Below are 16,171 nucleotides of genomic sequence, written 5' to 3' on the forward strand. Positions count from 1 at the left end.
ATTAAGGGGCAGAATATTATTCGTTTGTTTTCGACTATTTCAGTATTCAGTTGGCAAACTTGTCACAGGGCCTTAAAATGAGACCGCGCGCGTTAGGGTCTTGTCCATGACAAGACAGATAATTTTCGTTACCTTACTTGTCATCCATGTCAAATTCAATCATCGATTCTGCTACGAAGGGCGCAGCTAGTGCGTTCTGGGATAAGCTCGTGCAGCATTTCGAGGTTAGTCGCACTTTGCTTTTTGGTAGCCGCGCTCGAAATACACATTCAGACGAAAGTGATGCTGACATTGCTGTGATACTACGTGGTGTAGTCGGTAAATTTATTGAAACAAAGTTTGTAATGGATGATTTAGCGTACGAAGTACTTTTAGATACAGGTGTGCGAATCCAACCACTACCAATTTGGCAAGAAGAGTGGGATCATCCCGAGCTTTACTCTAATCCTCTGCTGATCCGTAATATTCAAAAAGACGGCATACTAATTGACCGCTAACGAGCTTTTTGACAAAGCTACAACAGCGCTCAGTTCTGCTCAGTTGCTGTTGCAAGCTGGTGATTTCGATGGCACTTGTAATCGGGCGTATTACGCGATGTTCGACGCAGCTCGTGCTGCGTTATTGATTGCTGACGGAAATGAAAGTGCTCTAGCAATAAAAACGCATAGCGGTCTGATCGCGGCGTTCAGCCTTCGACTAGTCAAGACGGGTAGGGTTACGCTTGCTTTAGGCAAATCGTTTAATAAAGTAGAAGATCTTAGATTAGTCGCTGACTACAAAGGCGATCCAGTCGAGATTGAGCAGGCACAATGGGCAGTCAATGAGGCTAAGGTCTTTGTTGATGCGCTGAGATTGTTGTCAGTAGTTTAAGAAGTATATCGGGCTTGCCAATGATTGTCAGTGGCCCAAGCCCAAAGATGTTGCGTAACTGATTGATATGAGTGACAGGTTTGTAGTGACTGCACATAGTTGATCTAGCGGTTTTTAACAATTAGGTAGCAAACTCCATGATAATCTGACGAGTGCCTGTTTGATTCGGGCAGACAGCAAGGTTCAATCAGATTTCAACGAGGATCTTATGAAGCTCTTTCAAACAACACTCTCTGCCGTCGCCGTCATGTTGTTCGCCACGACTACCTATGCGCAAACCACTGGTATGGTCAGAGACAGATTGATTGATAAAGCACAGACCACCTGCAGCACAAAGCAGCGAGCCGAACGTCCTGCCTCAGTCAGCGATGCTGCCATTGCGTCTTTCTGCAAATGTAACGGGACCTTTATCGCTGACAAACTGACCAATGATCAAGCCATGGCGATGCGTGGTACCGATAAAACGATTGATCCCGTGCTTCTGGCAGCGGCAAATCAAGCGTGCGAGTCAAAGCTGAAATAAATCTCTCCGGCACAGTGACAGCTGGGGATTTGATACAAGAAGAAACGAATATTATGTCTAGCTTTCAGGTCGCAAACATTCTCGACTGTTAGTTGATTGTTTTTTCCTGTGTTACCCAGTAAGCTTAAAAGAAATTAAATAAGGCTTGGGGACATCATGCTAAAAAAAATCGCCTATTCGTTTTTATTCTTGTTTCTGTGCGCGCAATCAGCTTTTGCAGCGTCTGCAGTCAATCCGGTTGAATTGACTTGGATGTCGATTGCCAATTGGTACATCAAGATTGGTGATACAAAAATCATGATGGATGCGTACATCACACGCGTCCCCGGGCCTCCGTTCTTTTATGCCCCAAAGAATCTCCCTGAAGATCCCTATGCGTTCACCACAAAATCTTATGGCGTCGACACAGCCTCAATCAAAAAAGTAAAGGATGCAGTGCTTGGCAAAGGCGCCTTGGATTACATGATGGTTGGACATAGCCATTTTGACCACAGCTGGGATGCCCCCATGTGGTCTAAGTTGACTGGGGCAAAAATGATTGGTGGTGTATCCACTTGTCTTCAAGCTGAGGCACAGGGCGTCAAAACCAGCCAATGTCAGAGTGTCAGTGGTGGCGAAAAAATCGCGCTAAATGACAATACGGATGTGTATGTAGTGCGTTTTAATCATAGTGGTAACAATAAAAACCCCATTCAACATTTCGCACGAGAGCTCTATCAACCCCCAACGCCTGATGCCAAAGGTCAATACCGCGCCGGGGTAGGTGAAGACTATCCAAACGGCGGCGGTAACAGAGCCTACTTATTTGTGGTCAACACTGACAAAGGCAAAGTCAGTTTCTTTATCAACAGTTCTGCCAGTGCCTACGATCTGGATAAAGATATTATTGTCGACGGTGTTAATTATGGTTCGCCAATCGAAGATTTAAAAATGGCGATGAAGGCTGCTGGTCTTGATAAGGTTGATGTCTGGATCGGTGCCGGTGGTAAACCGGTGGCCGAACTCGTTGTACCTGTGCTTCATCCAAAAGTGTATATCCCTCATCACTGGGACGGTCTCTTTAACTCTTTCTGGAAAGGCATCCCTTATCCTTATAAAGATAACGACCTCGCCGATTACCTGAAACGTGAAGCGATTGAGCTGATTCCGCAAAAGCAATACTTTGATTCCTACTCGCTGAGTGCGACGGGTACGCATCTAACAGCCAACCATAGCGTGAAAGCGAAACTCGGTTTTCATGATGAGCAGAAATTCAGTGCGACGATGCTCAATTCAATTAAACATATGGCTTCAACTACTGCGGGCGATGATTGTGGCGAGACTGTGATCCGGCCCTCAATTTTGAGTATTATTCTGGCTCTAAACCTATTCATTAAATAAGGCTACATAAAAGGTTTAACCTTATTCTGTCAGCGTTTAGCCGATATTCATTTTCAACGTGGTTTGCTATCTGTCTCTTGGCGTACATAGCCCGGACTGTCTATCTGCGATGATCGAATTAACACGATTAAACGTGTTACAACAAATCAGCAAGAGAAAACGTAGACAAATCACCTCTGTCTGATGTTTCTTGATGTACGCGGTTCAACACCAGTAATTCAAAGGAAACTGAAATGACGTCAAATGCAACTTGCCCCGTGATGTCCGGGGCCAACACTGAATCCAGTCAAGGCCCCATGGCCTGGTGGCCTAAGTCGCTCAATCTCGACATTCTTCACCAGCATGACGCAAAGACAAATCCGATGGGGCCGTCCTTTAACTATCGAAAAGAGTTAAAGAAGCTGGATATAAAAGCACTCAAGAGAGATGTAAAGAAGCTACTCACCACCAGCCAAGATTGGTGGCCGGCAGACTGGGGTCACTATGGTGGTTTGATGATCCGGATGGCCTGGCACTCTGCCGGAACCTATCGAATCGCTGACGGGCGCGGCGGTGCAGGCACTGGTAATCAGCGCTTTGCGCCACTTAATTCCTGGCCAGACAATACCAATCTTGATAAAGCACGACGCTTGTTATGGCCAATCAAGAAAAAGTACGGCAATCAACTAAGCTGGGCAGACCTGATTGTCTTCGCGGGCACGATGGCGTACGAGTCGATGGGTCATAAAACCTTTGGCTTTTCTTTTGGGCGAGAAGATATCTGGCATCCTCAAAAAGATATTTACTGGGGTTCTGAAAAAGAATGGCTGCAAAAAAGTGGAGGCGAAGGCAGCAGATATTCAGGTGAACGTGATCTCTCGAATCCCTTAGCAGCCGTGATGATGGGTTTGATCTATGTGAACCCTGAAGGGGTTGATGGTCAGCCCGACCCAATTAAAACTGCTCATGATATCCGCATCACTTTTGCGAGAATGGCCATGAATGATGAGGAGACCGTCGCGTTAACCGCAGGTGGTCACACGGTAGGCAAGGCTCACGGTAACGGTAACGCTGCCAAACTGGGCCCACCACCTGAAGGTGCTCCGCTTGAAGAGCAAGGTCTTGGCTGGATCAATCAAGAGACAAGTGGCGTTGGTCGCGATGCTGTGACGAGTGGGATTGAAGGCGCCTGGACCTCACACCCCACCCAGTGGGATAACGGCTATTTTGATATGCTTCTCAATCACGACTGGGAGCTGAAAAAAAGCCCAGCCGGGGCTTGGCAATACGAACCCGTCAAGATTAAAGAGCAAGATAAACCAGTTGATGCAACGGATCCGTCGATACGCGCTATGCCCATCATGACTGATGCGGACATGGCGATGAAAATGGATCCAGCCTACCGAAAGATCTCAGAACGTTTTCATAAAGATCCAGCTTATTTTTCAGAGACCTTCGCCAGGGCTTGGTTTAAATTAACCCACCGCGACATGGGCCCAAAAGTCAGGTACTTTGGCCCAGATGTCCCCAAAGAAACTCTGCTTTGGCAAGATCCAATCCCAGCGGGTCGTAAAACCTACGATTTGAAATTGGTAATGTCCGAGATCAAAGCCAGTGGCTTGTCCAATAGCGAAATGATCACGACTGCTTGGGATAGTGCTCGAACCTTCCGTGGCTCAGATAAGCGAGGTGGCGCCAATGGTGCTCGTATTCGTCTGGCTCCTCAAAAAGAGTGGATTGGCAATGAGCCTGAGCGCCTTTCGAAAGCGCTCGCCATCTACGAAGCAATTGCTAAAAAAACCAAGGCAAGTATTGCTGACGTAATTGTTCTGGCTGGCAACATCGGTATCGAAGGAGCCGCTAAAGCGGGTGGCTTCAATATCAAAGTCCCGTTTACGCCCGGTCGCGGCGATGCGACGCAAGCGATGACAGACGTTGAATCTTTTGAAGTATTAGAGCCTGTGGCCGATGGATATCGCAACTGGTTAAAAGAAAATTATGTGGTGACGCCAGAAGAATTGCTTTTAGATCGGACGCAATTGATGGGGCTAACGGCACAGGAGATGACCGTTCTTGTTGGGGGCTTGCGTGTACTTGGCACCAATTATGGCGGTTCAAAACATGGTGTATTCACAAGCAAAGTAGGGGTTCTCAGTAATGACTTTTTTGTGAATCTAACTAACATGAATTATGCGTGGAAACCAACGGGTCGCAATAGTTACGACATCGTTATGCGAAGCACAGGTAAAACCAAGTGGACTGCGACAAGAGTCGATTTAGTATTTGGCTCAAATTCGATCCTGCGCGCTTACTCTGAGGTATACGCGCAGGATGATAATAAGAAAAAATTTGCTGAAGATTTTGTCGCGGCTTGGACAAAAGTCATGAATGCTGATTTGTTCAAATAACAGTCTGGTAGATTAATGAGTGACCTGACGACTTTGCAAAAGGACGAGCCTGTTTGTGCTCGTCCAACGACTAGCTTTGAGAACAAAAAATAACCTTTTGCTCGATCAGTTCATCAATTTGAGTTGCGCTGTAATCCAACTCATCTCTGAGAACATCTCTCGTATTTTCTCCAAAATTTGGACCTGAATGAAGAATCTCACCAGGTGTTGAACTGAGCTTAGGCACAACGCCTGGATGCGTTAAGGGCCCAAGCACAGGATGCTCAACTTGTGGGAGCATATCTCTTGCCTGAAAATGCGGGTCAGCAAAGATATCCGGCATGGTGTAGACCCTTGAAACTGGGACTTCTGCCTCTAACAATTGACGCTCGATTTCTACGCCGTCATGCTGTGCTGTCCAGGCCGATACCATTTCATTGCAAAATGCGATGTTCTGTCCGCGAACCCTGATGGAACTCATCTTAGGGTGATCGATGAGTTCAGGTTGACCCATGACAGCGATCAAGCGTTTAAAGGTCGCGTCGCTGTTTGCTGCGATCAATACATAGCCACCATCTTTGGTTAGGTACAAGCTATTGGGCGCCATATTGGGCAAGTTAGAGCCAACCCGGTTCGGCACAAAGTCAATGGTCTTAAACGCAGGGACGTAGGCCTCCATTTGTGAAAAAGCAGCTTCATAGAGGGCCACGTCCACCACTTGGCCGCGGCCAGTTTTGCCTCTGCTTAAGAGCGCCATGGAGGTGCCGTAGCATGCATACACGGCACTTAAATAATCAGTAGTTGCCAACGCCACACGGGCAGGGGGTCTGTCGGGATCGCCTGTCAGGTTTCTCACGCCGGCAAATGCTTCACAAATTGCACCGTAACCTGGTCGATCTTTATAGGGACCCGTTTGACCATAACCACTTATTCTGACCATCACAAGGCCCGGGTTCTCTTGAGACAAACTCTCATAATCCAGACCTAATCTTTCCATGACGCCTGGTCTGAAGTTCTCTACTAATACATCGCATTTCAAGGCTAACTCTCGGACAATTTTTCGACCCTCTACCGTCTTCAGGTCAACGGCAATTGCCCGCTTATTTCTCAACAGGGTGGCTGCATAAAGAGAGATGTCACCAGAATGCTTGCCCATACTTCGCATGGGATCACCTCCCGGTGGTTCAACTTTAATGACATCAGCGCCAAAATCGGCAAGCATGCGCGCGCAGGCGGGGCCAGCAATAGTCGAACACAATTCCAGTACCTTATAACCAACTAAGGGGCCAGAGTGCACAGGCGAATCTAACGGTTCAGTTGAAGACATACAGTCTCAATTCAATTTTTTGTGGAGCCGGGGATGTTCAGATCACTGACGATTTCTTTCACACTTGCGAATTCTTGGTCGTAATACTCGATTGCCTCTTTATTTGGCAAAAAGTGAGAACGACTTTGATTTCTTTCCATCGTTTCTAGCCACTCCTTACTTTGAGTCAGGCGTTTAAAAATGTTTTCCCAGTATGTGATTTGCTCTGGTTTTAGTCCTTGAGGCCCCAATATCCCGAGTGTCGAATGAAAGTCTGAATCGACGCCGCTTTCACGCCAAGTCGGGGTGTTGCTAAAGACACCACCGAGGCGTTTTTCAGCACTCACGGCTAGCAGTCGGATTTTGCCTGCTTGCAACATTGACACGACATTGGGTGTGGTTGCCGCAACTAACTCAATATGACCACCCATCGCGGCAAGAATCGAATCTGATGATGAGCGGAAGGGGACCACTACAATTTTTGTAATGTCTACCCCAGCGGCTTTCAATCCTTTTGCAGTGCCGACGTGGATATGGTTCCCAAGGCTGGTCGCCACGGCAATTCGCAAACTGGCAGGATCTTCTTTTAATTTTTTGATGACCTGTGCAAAATCTTTAATCGGAGAATCTGCTCGAACCGCTAACACCAAGTACTCGTCTTGCAAGATGGCGATTGGGGTCAAATCCCTGCTTGGCAAGATGTCTAAATTGCCAAGCAAATAATTCGAAATATAACCAGTCGTATTGGTAGTCAGGTAGTGTGCATCGCCAGGCTTTTGTCTCAGTACATCAAAGGCGATTTTTCCATTACCACCCCCTTTATTGATGACCACCATCTGATTTTTTGAATATTTATTTTGTTCAAAAAAATGCTGAAGTAGCCGACCAACCTGATCTAAGGCGCCACCAGGGCCGGCGGGCACAACAAATTCAATTGTTTGCGCCGGAGACCAATCCGCACCCAGCACAGGAGCAGGGCTTAGACCGACAAGGGATAAAAAGCCAGAAAAACATAGGATACGGAATAATCTTTTAACCATGTATTCACCTCTTTTTATTCTGGATAACAATCAGGGTCGAACACCAGCCTTAAATTTCGGTCCTACTTGTGTTTTTAGCCGGAACTGCGCTGCTTCAATAAATTGGCATAAATAGGGCCGAGTTTGTCTGGGATCGATTAAGTCCTCAACCGCAAATGCTTCGGCTGTTCTGAAAGGGGAAGACAGGCTTCTGAGTTCAGCTTCAATTTCAGCCTCTTTGGCTTTTGGATCTGGAGCGTTATCAATTTCTTTTCTGTAGGCTGCCTTGACCCCGCCTTCAATTGGCAACGAACCCCAGACTGCAGAGGGCCATGCGATTTTGAAATTCAATCCAGCGCGATCAATAACGCTACCACCTGCCACCCCAAAACATTTTCTGATCAACACACTATAAATGGGCACGGTCGCTTGCGCCAACGCATAGCGTTGTTGAATACCAAATCTCATAATGGCTTGTGATTCCGATTCAACACCGATTAATAGACCAGGTACATCAACAAAGAAAATCAAAGGGATATTGAATGAATCACACAGCTCAATAAAATGAGTCTGCTTTCTTGCGGCTTTGACATCAACAATGCCACCAAACATGGGGTTGTTGGCAACAATGCCAACGACATAGCCATTCATTCGTGCAAGGGTCGTAATAACGGCTTTACCGAACCCTGCCTGAATTTCAAAACCAGAATCCTTATCTACAACCATAGCAATCAGGTTTTTCATGTTGTAGGCCTGTCGCTCAGACCGCGGCACAATCGACAAAAGCTTTTCCTCGCATCGATCAACTGGATCGGTGCTTGGTATATGGGGCGGCAGCTCCCAGGCGTTTTGAGGCATAAAGGATAGAAACCGTTTAATCTGATTTAAACAGTCCTCTTCATTTTCAGCGACGTTATCGATCGTGCCAGCCGTTTCAGCTGCGATTTTATGGCCGCCGAGTTCGTTCTTGTGTAATTTTTGTCCAAAAGCACGTTCTACCACTGGTGGGCCAGCAGCAAAAATCTGGCTCGTATCTTTCACCATAATCGACCAATGGGCCAGCATTGCACGACCCGCAGGACCGCCTGCAACAGTGCCCATCACGGCGCTCACCACTGGGACCACACCCATTAGCTGCGCAGACCTTTCAAACCCGTCTTGCCCATAACCCGGGATAACGGTGTACCCCTTACGCTTAACGGTATTAACGGTGCCGCCGGTGCCATCAATCAGATTGACTAGGGGGATGCGGTATTCGAAGGCAAGGTCCTCGATAAAACCGCCTTGCCCGCCTTTTCGTCGGTCGCTGCCAAAACCGGTACCTGCTCTGATGGTGTAGTCTTCCCCGCCCACTGCAACCGGTCGGTCATTGATCTTGCCCAAACCCATCACATAGGGGGCTGGTTCAAAAGACACTAATTGTTCTTTGTCGTAAACGGCTTTGCCTGCCAGCTTTCCGACTTCGCGAAAAGATCCGGTATCCAGCAATTTGGTAATGCGTTCTCTAACTGTTAGCTTGCCATGATCGTGTTGTCGCTTTACCGCCTCTTCGCCACCGCATTTTTCTGCTAAAGCGTGACGCAGCTGAATCGCTTCAACTTCTTTTAACCAAGTCATCGTGAGTACTCCTTAATCAATAGCTTTATTTATTTTGTGTTGTCAGCGTATTTGGGCGTAAAAATTCAGAGATTTTTTCAAGGTCATTTTTAAACGCTGAAACTCGTCAGCACCGAGATGGTTCGATAGCTCTAGCTCAGCTTTCTTAATTGATTTATGGAGCTTCTTCATATAGTCAATGCCCTGATCTGTGAAGGTGACAACCCGCTTCCGTTGATCGTTCTGGTCAATGATTTGTTTGATCAATCCAGCGGCTTCTAACTCGCGAACTGTCTTAGATACCGCCTGTTTACTGACCCCCATCTTTTTTGATAATTCGGTCAGCGAGGTTCCGTTGAGGTCAATAAACGGCAAAGCAAAGCCAGTATAGGCATTGAAGGGATAGCCGGCATTTTCTTGCAGGTCAAGCTTCACTCTTGCTAAAAATCCCCTTCTCGCCAAAAGCAGAAGGCGCGGTAATCCATTTTGTCTCGATTCTTGAAGTTTTAGATTCACGTTTTTGTTCTGAAATACTGATAATATTGACAACTATGTTGACTAATTTATGAAACTTTGTCAACGATAAATACAGCCCCTGTATTGACTAAAGGAGACAGCCATGGGATCAATAGACGTCAAAGCCGAAATATCGGGATCGATCTGGAAGGTACTTGTGAGTGAGGGTGAACAAGTGACGGCCGGGGATACGCTGCTTATTATTGAATCCATGAAGATGGAGATCCCGGTTGAAGCACCTCAAGATGGCATCGTTGAACATTTGCATGTGAAAGAAACCGACACCATTGAAGAAGAGCAGGTTCTCGTTTCAATTAAATATTAACTCTCTGTCGGCTCGTATTGAGATGAAAAAAAAGATAACAAAAATCCTCATTGCAAACAGGGGAGAGATCGCAGTTCGTATTATTAAGACATGTCAGAAAATGGATATCCAGACTGTTCAGGTTTATTCCGATGCGGATGAAAATAGCCTTGCCGTCAAATTAGCGGATGAAACAGTCAATATCGGCCCTGGGCCTGCCTTACAGAGCTACTTTAATATTGAAAAAATAATATCTGTGGCTAAACAACACGCCGTGGATGCCATTCACCCTGGCTATGGGTTTTTGTCTGAGAAAGCCGAATTTGCAATGGCCTGTCTAGAAGCGGGCATTAGTTTTATCGGCCCTCATCCTGAGACCCTGATCGATATGGGGGATAAAGCCAGAGCTAAATTAATTGCTCAGCAAGCTGGGGTTCCGGTATCACCTGGTTCAACGGGAGAAATCCTCAATTCAGACGACGCCATAAAAATCGCGAATTCAATTGGCTATCCTGTCATCATCAAAGCTAGCGCTGGCGGCGGTGGCCGTGGGATGAAAGTCTTTTATGACGAGCAGGAAATACGCAGGAATTATGAAGGACTGGCAACAGAGGCGTTGCGATCTTTTGCTAACTCAGCGCTGTATGTCGAAAAATATTTTGAAAATATTAGACACATCGAGGTGCAGGTTCTTTGCGATCAAGAGGATATCTACGTTCTCGGTGAACGAGATTGCAGCATCCAGCGTAAAAATCAAAAATTAATAGAAGAATGTCCAGCAGTCATCTTGACTTCAGACGTGAGCGCTTTGATTTACGAGGCTTCAAAGAGAATTTGTGCGGAGGCGAAATATTTGAACGTTGGTACGATTGAGTACCTATACGATCTCAATACGTCTAAATTTTATTTTTTAGAAATGAATACTCGCATACAAGTCGAGCATCCGGTCACAGAGATGTGCTTCAATTTCGATCTGGTAGAGGCTCAAATAAAAGTTGCAAGCGGAGAAAAACTAGGGCTCGATCAAAATAGTCTGATTAGTCACGGTCACTCCATTGAATGCCGCATTAATGCTGAAAATCCAGACAAAAAATTCATGCCTTCGCCGGGCACTATTATAAAATTAAAGTGGCCAACTCTCGAGGGTGTCAGGATCGATTCTCATGTTTTTGAAGGCTACACGATTCCTATTTACTACGATTCATTAATTGCAAAAATAATATGCTGGTCTCATTCGCGAGACGAAGCAATCGAATTGATGAAGCAGGCACTTGGTGAGCTTCAAATCGAGGGGATTAAGACGACTGCTAGCTTTCATGAGTCCGTCATGGCCGATGCTAGCTTTGGCGCTAATCAGTACGATACGCGGTTTTTAAACCGTTTTTTTGAGTGAGTTGTGCCAAAATGAATACAACTGCGAGGGTTAGGGTTCAGTTTTGGTGAGTTTTACATCTCAGGAAGCGCTGTATGTCTCAAACCACTAAGTACATGAGCACTCGATTTTTGATTGTTGATCACTCAGCCGTGATGCGTCGTATGATCAAACACTCTCTAAAAGAGGCCGGCTATACCGTCACGGATGAAACAGACAACTGTTTGAACGCAATCCGGAAACTTCAGCAAAAATCTCATGACTTTGTGATTGCTGAATTGAATGCACCTCATATGGATGGCTTGATGTTACTTCACACGATCCGCAGCGATCCTGAATTGGCTAACACGCCCGTTATCATTATTTCAGCCACTAGCAGAAAGGACGATGTTCTTGCTGCGGCAAAAGCTGGTGCCAATGGCTACGTGGTCAAACCATTCTCTATCAGTATATTAGCCAGAAAAATTATCCGTGTTTTGGATAAAATGACTCTTGCTGCCAACCAGCAAACTTGACTGATCAAGCCCATTTTCGATTGTCTTTAAAGGGCAAGAATTGCCTGGCGCGATGCTCAGGCAAGTGCTTAATGTTTGGGCCGAAGCAAAGCAGCACCGGCCCTTGCCACGAGGCTGCGAGGCGCAAACCTCAAGGAGTTCGCCATCAGCCAATTTTTAAAACCGATGATGTGAGTTGGTTGCGAACTAGTAAGTGCTTTGATGGCTTCTATGGCGACGTGCTCAGCTGAAATAGTCTTCGAAAATACGGCTGTGCTCTTGACTGAATCGTCGCTCAGTTTATCGATGAAGCCAGTCTCAACAGCTGGAGGGCAGAGCGCCGCAATATGAATCCCACGGCCTCGATACTCGCCCCAGAGTGCCTCGCTAAAACTGAGAACAAACGCTTTGAAAGCAAACTCATTGCTTCAGGTGTTTGGTCCGGGTATTGCCAAATACCTGCACTAGTCTCTCAGCACAGGCGAGACGTTCTGGCGCAAAACGTTGTCCAGTTTCCCGGCTCATGTGTATCTGCGTTAAAGTAAGCACACAAAAATTAGCCATAAAATACGGGAGCCAGACGTGCGTACTAACCTAAAAATTACAGCCAACGGTGTCGAACTCGATGCGTGGTTTTACACACCCGACTCGGCTCAAGGACCTTTTCCTACAATCGTGATGAGCCACGGGTTTGGTGCAGTCAAAGAGATGTCTCTGGATCAAACCGCTGAGGTGTTTGTCAATGCGGGCTTTGCCTGTGTAGTCTATGATCATCGCAATACGGGATCGAGTGCAGGTGAGCCCCGCTTTGAGCTTGACCCCTGGCAGCAGATCGCAGACATGCGCGATGTGATCACTTGGGCCGTGATGCAACGGCAAGTTGATTCAAGTCGAATTGGCTTGTGGGGCACAAGTTACTCAGGTGGGCACGTGCTGGTGGTCGCTGCGACTGACAGAAGGGTGAAATGTGTCGTATCTCAAGTCCCAACCGTCAGCGGTTACAAAAATACATTGAGAGCGACCCCCACCGATAAGCTTGACGCCATACTTGACGCGATGAATGAAGATCGCATTGATCGCGCAAAAGGCTTACCCCCTAAACTCGTGGCGATTTCGGTTGAGGGCTCTGAAAGCTACGAATGGAGTGCGGTTGCAGGCGTTGGGACCACCTATGTGAATTCAGTCACCTTACGCACACTCGATCTGCGCATGGCTTATGAGCCGGGGATTTACATACCGCGTATCGCGCCGACACCGCTCTTGATGATTATCGCTGATCACGACATGCGTTGCCCAACCGATGACCAGCTTGCCGCGTTTGAGACTGCACGCGAGCCAAAAAAGCTACATATGTTCAAAGGCGGTCATTATCAGCCGTATAACGTGCGGCTGGCTGAATGTTCAGGGCTAGCAAAAGACTGGTTCACTGAACATCTCATCACCCGATAACGCGATTGAATGAGCCGGCATGCCAACGAAGCCGCCGTTTAATAGTGCGGCGGTAGTTCGTCGCGTAAGCTCGGCAGCTGTGTGTTGCCTTCTTGCGGGGTCTGCCTTCTTAAAACACTGATTTCGCGAGCGAGAGATTCGATTTGTTCTTGTTGCCTGAAGACCGTCTGGTTTAACTGATCCAGCATGTCATCGGCCAGTATCAGCTTGACCTCGAGGTCAGTCAAGCGCTTGTCGATGTCTTGCTCGGTCGTCATTAGATAAGTTCTTCTTGCTCACGCAACCAGCGTTTAAGCCCGATGCGTGTTGACATATTTACCATGTCAGCTTTGAGATCGGTAATGTTGCTCAGTAAATCCAGTTGCGTCTTTTTAAGATGGGATTTCAGTGAAGGTGCTGTGATCGAGACAGCGGAGGGAAGCACGAATTCCGCAACGGTCTCAATTTCTATGTCTCGCAAAGCGCGTTTGAGTAGTTGGATGCGATGCTCAAGCAGACTGATCAGTGCAGGTATTTTTTCTACTGAAAGACTAGCCGTGATTTGTTGCTCGGTAAGATTCGCCTTGGTTTGCAATTGCAATAACGTAAATAAATCGTGCTGCTCATAGGCCGTGTTGGCTTCGCTCATGAGGCTCGTTTTGTAGATGCGCTTAACGGGATCTGCTTCACGGTCTGGATGCAAAGCGCTGGCAAGTTGACGATAAATCGCTCTTAGGCTTGCCTTCGTATCGAAATCATCCTCGGCAACACCATTTTCGATAGCCGACTTGCCAGCTCTCTTACGACGTTTTTCTTTTGCCTTTTCGCGGGCTTCTGCCTGTTTGCGCATACGCTCGATGCTAGCGTGAAGCACATCGTCGACGTTCTCGAACTCATCCTCATCGTCAAGTTCTTCGCCCATCATTTGCTCGAAATACGATCTTGCCTCGTCCGCTTGGGATTTTTCGAGCTCAGCCAAAGTTTCTTCACTGTGCTTATCGTGCAAGAGCCGCATTTCATCATCGCCCTTCAGGGCGAATTCTTTTGCTGTTCGGCAAATGATGCGTTTAATTTGACGCAGCTGTTTCGCCGTTAACCCTTCCACTGAGAGTTTCTCGTCCAGCATAATAATCGTGGCACGTTTAAGCCCAGCCTGGCGCACTTGCAGGGGCCTAACAATACCCCAGAAAGTCACGCGATGTTGATCAACCAGCGCACGCAGGGCAGACGTTTTGTCGGCTAAAGACTTAGCCTCGTCTACCAACGCCGCAAACTCATGTTGTTCAGTGCTAAGGGGGCTCGATTCTTGTCGAGTGACGACGATGTCGCTATTCATTCATGTGTAGTGAGTAAACTAGTGCAGTAAAGCCCAACACTATACTTGACGAATCGGGTCATCTTGTTGACAGTGGCAGTATTCTTTGTCGATCAACTTAAGTTTTTACGCGACGAGGCCGAGGGCGCCAAGGGTGCCACCAATGGCTAGCAGCCAAAACATATTGACTCTGCCATCAATAATCAGGATGGCCGTCACGCCAGTAGTAGCCCAGAGTCGCCAATCACTAAGCGTTGCAGTGTTTGCCGTGGCTAAGAGCCAGCCGGATGCAATCAACATGGCAATGACAGTCGGGCTCATCCCTTGCTTGAAAGCCTTAACAGCCCTCAATTCTTGATTGCGTGATAACCACTTAGTGGCAAAAAACATCATGCTACAGCTAGGTAACAAGATACCGATTAAGGAGAGCAGGGCGATGCCTGGTGCATACAGATAGCCGCCAGCGTTCATTCCGATGTTCCAGCCAAGCAGGGCAATAAATAAGACATTAGGGCCAGGCGCAGCTTGAGCCAGCACGACTGATGCATTGAATTGACTGTCTGTCAGCCATTGTTGTTGAGTGACTAAATAGCGATGCAGTTCAGATACCAAACCAAGGGGGCCGCCGATCGAAGCCACTGAATACGCAAGCAGGTGTTTAACCAGATCGATCCAATCACCCCAGTTCATGACGATTTTTAGAGAACTATTCACGCTGGAATCTTTTTATAGGCGAGTACGCTGCCCACTCCGCCTAGAACGGCCAGCACTAAGATTGAGTGCCAATGCAGCCAGGCGATGGTTGTAAAGCCTGTAAAAGCCAGCATGGCGCAAACACGGATTCCCAGTGGGTTTTTTTTCAGCGCAGTAAGCAACTTGATTCCAGTCGCCATAATGAAACCTGCCGCCACCGCGCCCATTGCCCGTAAGGCTTGAGTGACTTGTGGCTGATCGCCAAACTGGGCATACAGGATGCCCAGCAGGACGATTGTGACGGAAGGTGCCGCCAACATCCCAGCTGCGGCGACGACCGAACCGCGCCAGCCGAAATATTTAGCACCCACCATAATGCTGAGGTTCATGGCGGGCGGACCTGGCATGGTGCGTGCGACTGCCCATTCCTGAACAAACTCTTCACGCGTCATCCACTGTTTTTGTTCAACTAACGCTCTCTCCATGAAGGCGAGAACACCGCCAAAGCCCTGCAAGGCCAAGCGAGTAAAAGAAAAAAACAGATCACCAAGTGATTTGGGGACTGGATGCTGGGGTTGGTTCATTCCAACAATACTAAAATTAGCTTATTGTCCTGAGGCGGATTGATAAATCACCCACCCCAAGGTCAGTGCCGACGGCACAATCATGATCAACATGATCGTCCAAATACCGCTGCCAGACGCGTGCTGGGTATGGGTGTCGTGCGAGTGATCAGCATTGCTCATGTTTCAGCTCCGTAAATTTGTGTATCGATTGAATTAATTCTTAACACTGACATCTTAGCAAACCGCCGCGGTAAGAAAGTCATCTACTGGCATAGAATGTTGGTTGCTTGACTTGCGCCACACTGACCACGAATGCCTGTTGCTGCTCAACTTTGCCCTTGCGGGTCCGTGTCTCCTAAAAAAGTGCCGAAGACATTTGAACAATGCTGCGGTTGCTACATCAACGCTTTTGACACAACGCCG

18 protein-coding genes are annotated in these 16,171 nt (G+C 47.4%); 9 read left to right on the top strand and 9 right to left on the bottom strand.

The window, feature by feature from the left end:
* Positions 1–146: 146 nt before the first annotated feature.
* The 5 genes from BCM14_RS13270 (at position 147) to katG (ending at position 5,160) form a co-directional block, all read left to right on the top strand.
* Positions 147–497, top strand: coding sequence for a nucleotidyltransferase domain-containing protein (locus tag BCM14_RS13270; protein WP_106228532.1), 351 nt, complete (start codon positions 147–149; stop codon positions 495–497).
* Positions 487–870 (top strand): HEPN domain-containing protein, encoded by a 384-nt coding sequence (locus tag BCM14_RS13275; protein ID WP_106228533.1) that lies wholly within the window; start codon positions 487–489, stop codon positions 868–870. The genes BCM14_RS13270 and BCM14_RS13275 overlap by 11 nt, the downstream gene beginning before the upstream one ends.
* Before the next feature lie 208 nt (positions 871–1,078).
* Positions 1,079–1,393, top strand: coding sequence for a hypothetical protein (locus BCM14_RS13280; RefSeq protein WP_106228534.1), 315 nt, complete (start codon positions 1,079–1,081; stop codon positions 1,391–1,393).
* Positions 1,394–1,549: 156 nt separating this feature from the next.
* Positions 1,550–2,773, top strand: a complete 1,224-nt coding sequence (locus BCM14_RS13285; protein ID WP_106228535.1) for an MBL fold metallo-hydrolase — start codon at positions 1,550–1,552, stop codon at positions 2,771–2,773.
* Positions 2,774–3,006: 233 nt separating this feature from the next.
* A complete protein-coding gene (katG, locus tag BCM14_RS13290; protein ID WP_106228536.1) occupies positions 3,007–5,160 on the top strand; it encodes a catalase/peroxidase HPI in 2,154 nt (717 codons plus the stop codon).
* A 70-nt stretch (positions 5,161–5,230) separates the two neighbouring features.
* Here the strand turns inward: katG and BCM14_RS13295 are convergent, their stop codons facing one another.
* Genes BCM14_RS13295 through BCM14_RS13310 form a run of 4 tightly spaced genes read right to left on the bottom strand, consistent with a single transcriptional unit; the run spans position 5,231 to position 9,576 of the window.
* Positions 5,231–6,466: a CaiB/BaiF CoA transferase family protein gene (locus BCM14_RS13295; RefSeq protein WP_106228537.1), complete on the bottom strand. Its 1,236-nt coding sequence runs from the start codon at positions 6,464–6,466 to the stop codon at positions 5,231–5,233.
* A gap of 11 nt (positions 6,467–6,477) precedes the next feature.
* A complete protein-coding gene (locus BCM14_RS13300; protein WP_106228538.1) occupies positions 6,478–7,485 on the bottom strand; it encodes a Bug family tripartite tricarboxylate transporter substrate binding protein in 1,008 nt (335 codons plus the stop codon).
* 30 nt (positions 7,486–7,515) lie between these two features.
* On the bottom strand, positions 7,516–9,081 hold the full coding sequence (locus tag BCM14_RS13305) for an acyl-CoA carboxylase subunit beta (RefSeq protein WP_106228539.1): 1,566 nt from the start codon (positions 9,079–9,081) through the stop codon (positions 7,516–7,518).
* Positions 9,082–9,123: 42 nt separating this feature from the next.
* Positions 9,124–9,576 (bottom strand): MarR family winged helix-turn-helix transcriptional regulator, encoded by a 453-nt coding sequence (locus tag BCM14_RS13310; protein ID WP_146129782.1) that lies wholly within the window; start codon positions 9,574–9,576, stop codon positions 9,124–9,126.
* A 103-nt stretch (positions 9,577–9,679) separates the two neighbouring features.
* On the opposite strand from BCM14_RS13310, the gene BCM14_RS13315 reads away from it, so the two are divergent.
* The 4 genes from BCM14_RS13315 to BCM14_RS13330 all read left to right on the top strand — a co-directional run bounded on the left by BCM14_RS13315 (position 9,680) and on the right by BCM14_RS13330 (position 13,195).
* Positions 9,680–9,901, top strand: coding sequence for a biotin/lipoyl-binding carrier protein (locus BCM14_RS13315; protein WP_106228541.1), 222 nt, complete (start codon positions 9,680–9,682; stop codon positions 9,899–9,901).
* 22 nt (positions 9,902–9,923) lie between these two features.
* A complete protein-coding gene (locus BCM14_RS13320; protein WP_106228542.1) occupies positions 9,924–11,273 on the top strand; it encodes an acetyl-CoA carboxylase biotin carboxylase subunit in 1,350 nt (449 codons plus the stop codon).
* A gap of 74 nt (positions 11,274–11,347) precedes the next feature.
* Positions 11,348–11,767 (top strand): response regulator, encoded by a 420-nt coding sequence (locus tag BCM14_RS13325; protein WP_106228543.1) that lies wholly within the window; start codon positions 11,348–11,350, stop codon positions 11,765–11,767.
* Between the two features lie 561 nt (positions 11,768–12,328).
* On the top strand, positions 12,329–13,195 hold the full coding sequence (locus BCM14_RS13330; RefSeq protein WP_259673631.1) for an alpha/beta hydrolase: 867 nt from the start codon (positions 12,329–12,331) through the stop codon (positions 13,193–13,195).
* Between the two features lie 38 nt (positions 13,196–13,233).
* On the opposite strand, the gene BCM14_RS13335 is transcribed toward BCM14_RS13330, so the two are convergent.
* The 5 genes from BCM14_RS13335 to BCM14_RS15365 form a co-directional block, all read right to left on the bottom strand.
* Positions 13,234–13,452: a SlyX family protein gene (locus BCM14_RS13335; protein WP_106228545.1), complete on the bottom strand. Its 219-nt coding sequence runs from the start codon at positions 13,450–13,452 to the stop codon at positions 13,234–13,236.
* Positions 13,452–14,510 carry a hypothetical protein gene (locus BCM14_RS13340; protein WP_106228546.1) on the bottom strand — a complete coding sequence of 353 codons (1,059 nt, stop codon included), beginning with the start codon at positions 14,508–14,510 and terminating at the stop codon, positions 13,452–13,454. The genes BCM14_RS13335 and BCM14_RS13340 overlap by 1 nt, the downstream gene beginning before the upstream one ends.
* A gap of 105 nt (positions 14,511–14,615) precedes the next feature.
* Positions 14,616–15,203, bottom strand: coding sequence for a chromate transporter (locus BCM14_RS13345; protein ID WP_259673632.1), 588 nt, complete (start codon positions 15,201–15,203; stop codon positions 14,616–14,618).
* Positions 15,200–15,766, bottom strand: coding sequence for a chromate transporter (locus BCM14_RS13350; protein WP_106228548.1), 567 nt, complete (start codon positions 15,764–15,766; stop codon positions 15,200–15,202). The genes BCM14_RS13345 and BCM14_RS13350 overlap by 4 nt, the downstream gene beginning before the upstream one ends.
* A gap of 21 nt (positions 15,767–15,787) precedes the next feature.
* Positions 15,788–15,928, bottom strand: a complete 141-nt coding sequence (locus tag BCM14_RS15365) for a hypothetical protein (protein WP_259673633.1) — start codon at positions 15,926–15,928, stop codon at positions 15,788–15,790.
* Positions 15,929–16,171 lie beyond the last annotated feature (243 nt).

The sequence above is a fragment of the Jezberella montanilacus genome (assembly GCF_003003055.1).
GTDB lineage: Bacteria > Pseudomonadota > Gammaproteobacteria > Burkholderiales > Burkholderiaceae_B > Zwartia > Zwartia montanilacus.

What these genes read in the sequence shown, in the direction of transcription:
- BCM14_RS13270 (WP_106228532.1), top strand. Translation starts at nt 147, where the DNA reads ATGTCAAATTCAATCATCGATTCTGCTACGAAGGGCGCAGCTAGTGCG.
- BCM14_RS13280 (WP_106228534.1), top strand. Translation starts at nt 1,079, where the DNA reads ATGAAGCTCTTTCAAACAACACTCTCTGCCGTCGCCGTCATGTTGTTC.
- BCM14_RS13285 (WP_106228535.1), top strand. Translation starts at nt 1,550, where the DNA reads ATGCTAAAAAAAATCGCCTATTCGTTTTTATTCTTGTTTCTGTGCGCG.
- katG (WP_106228536.1), top strand. Translation starts at nt 3,007, where the DNA reads ATGACGTCAAATGCAACTTGCCCCGTGATGTCCGGGGCCAACACTGAA.
- BCM14_RS13295 (WP_106228537.1), bottom strand. Translation starts at nt 6,466, where the DNA reads ATGTCTTCAACTGAACCGTTAGATTCGCCTGTGCACTCTGGCCCCTTA.
- BCM14_RS13300 (WP_106228538.1), bottom strand. Translation starts at nt 7,485, where the DNA reads ATGGTTAAAAGATTATTCCGTATCCTATGTTTTTCTGGCTTTTTATCC.
- BCM14_RS13305 (WP_106228539.1), bottom strand. Translation starts at nt 9,081, where the DNA reads ATGACTTGGTTAAAAGAAGTTGAAGCGATTCAGCTGCGTCACGCTTTA.
- BCM14_RS13315 (WP_106228541.1), top strand. Translation starts at nt 9,680, where the DNA reads ATGGGATCAATAGACGTCAAAGCCGAAATATCGGGATCGATCTGGAAG.
- BCM14_RS13320 (WP_106228542.1), top strand. Translation starts at nt 9,924, where the DNA reads ATGAAAAAAAAGATAACAAAAATCCTCATTGCAAACAGGGGAGAGATC.
- BCM14_RS13325 (WP_106228543.1), top strand. Translation starts at nt 11,348, where the DNA reads ATGTCTCAAACCACTAAGTACATGAGCACTCGATTTTTGATTGTTGAT.
- BCM14_RS13335 (WP_106228545.1), bottom strand. Translation starts at nt 13,452, where the DNA reads ATGACGACCGAGCAAGACATCGACAAGCGCTTGACTGACCTCGAGGTC.
- BCM14_RS13340 (WP_106228546.1), bottom strand. Translation starts at nt 14,510, where the DNA reads ATGAATAGCGACATCGTCGTCACTCGACAAGAATCGAGCCCCCTTAGC.
- BCM14_RS13350 (WP_106228548.1), bottom strand. Translation starts at nt 15,766, where the DNA reads ATGAACCAACCCCAGCATCCAGTCCCCAAATCACTTGGTGATCTGTTT.
- BCM14_RS15365 (WP_259673633.1), bottom strand. Translation starts at nt 15,928, where the DNA reads ATGAGCAATGCTGATCACTCGCACGACACCCATACCCAGCACGCGTCT.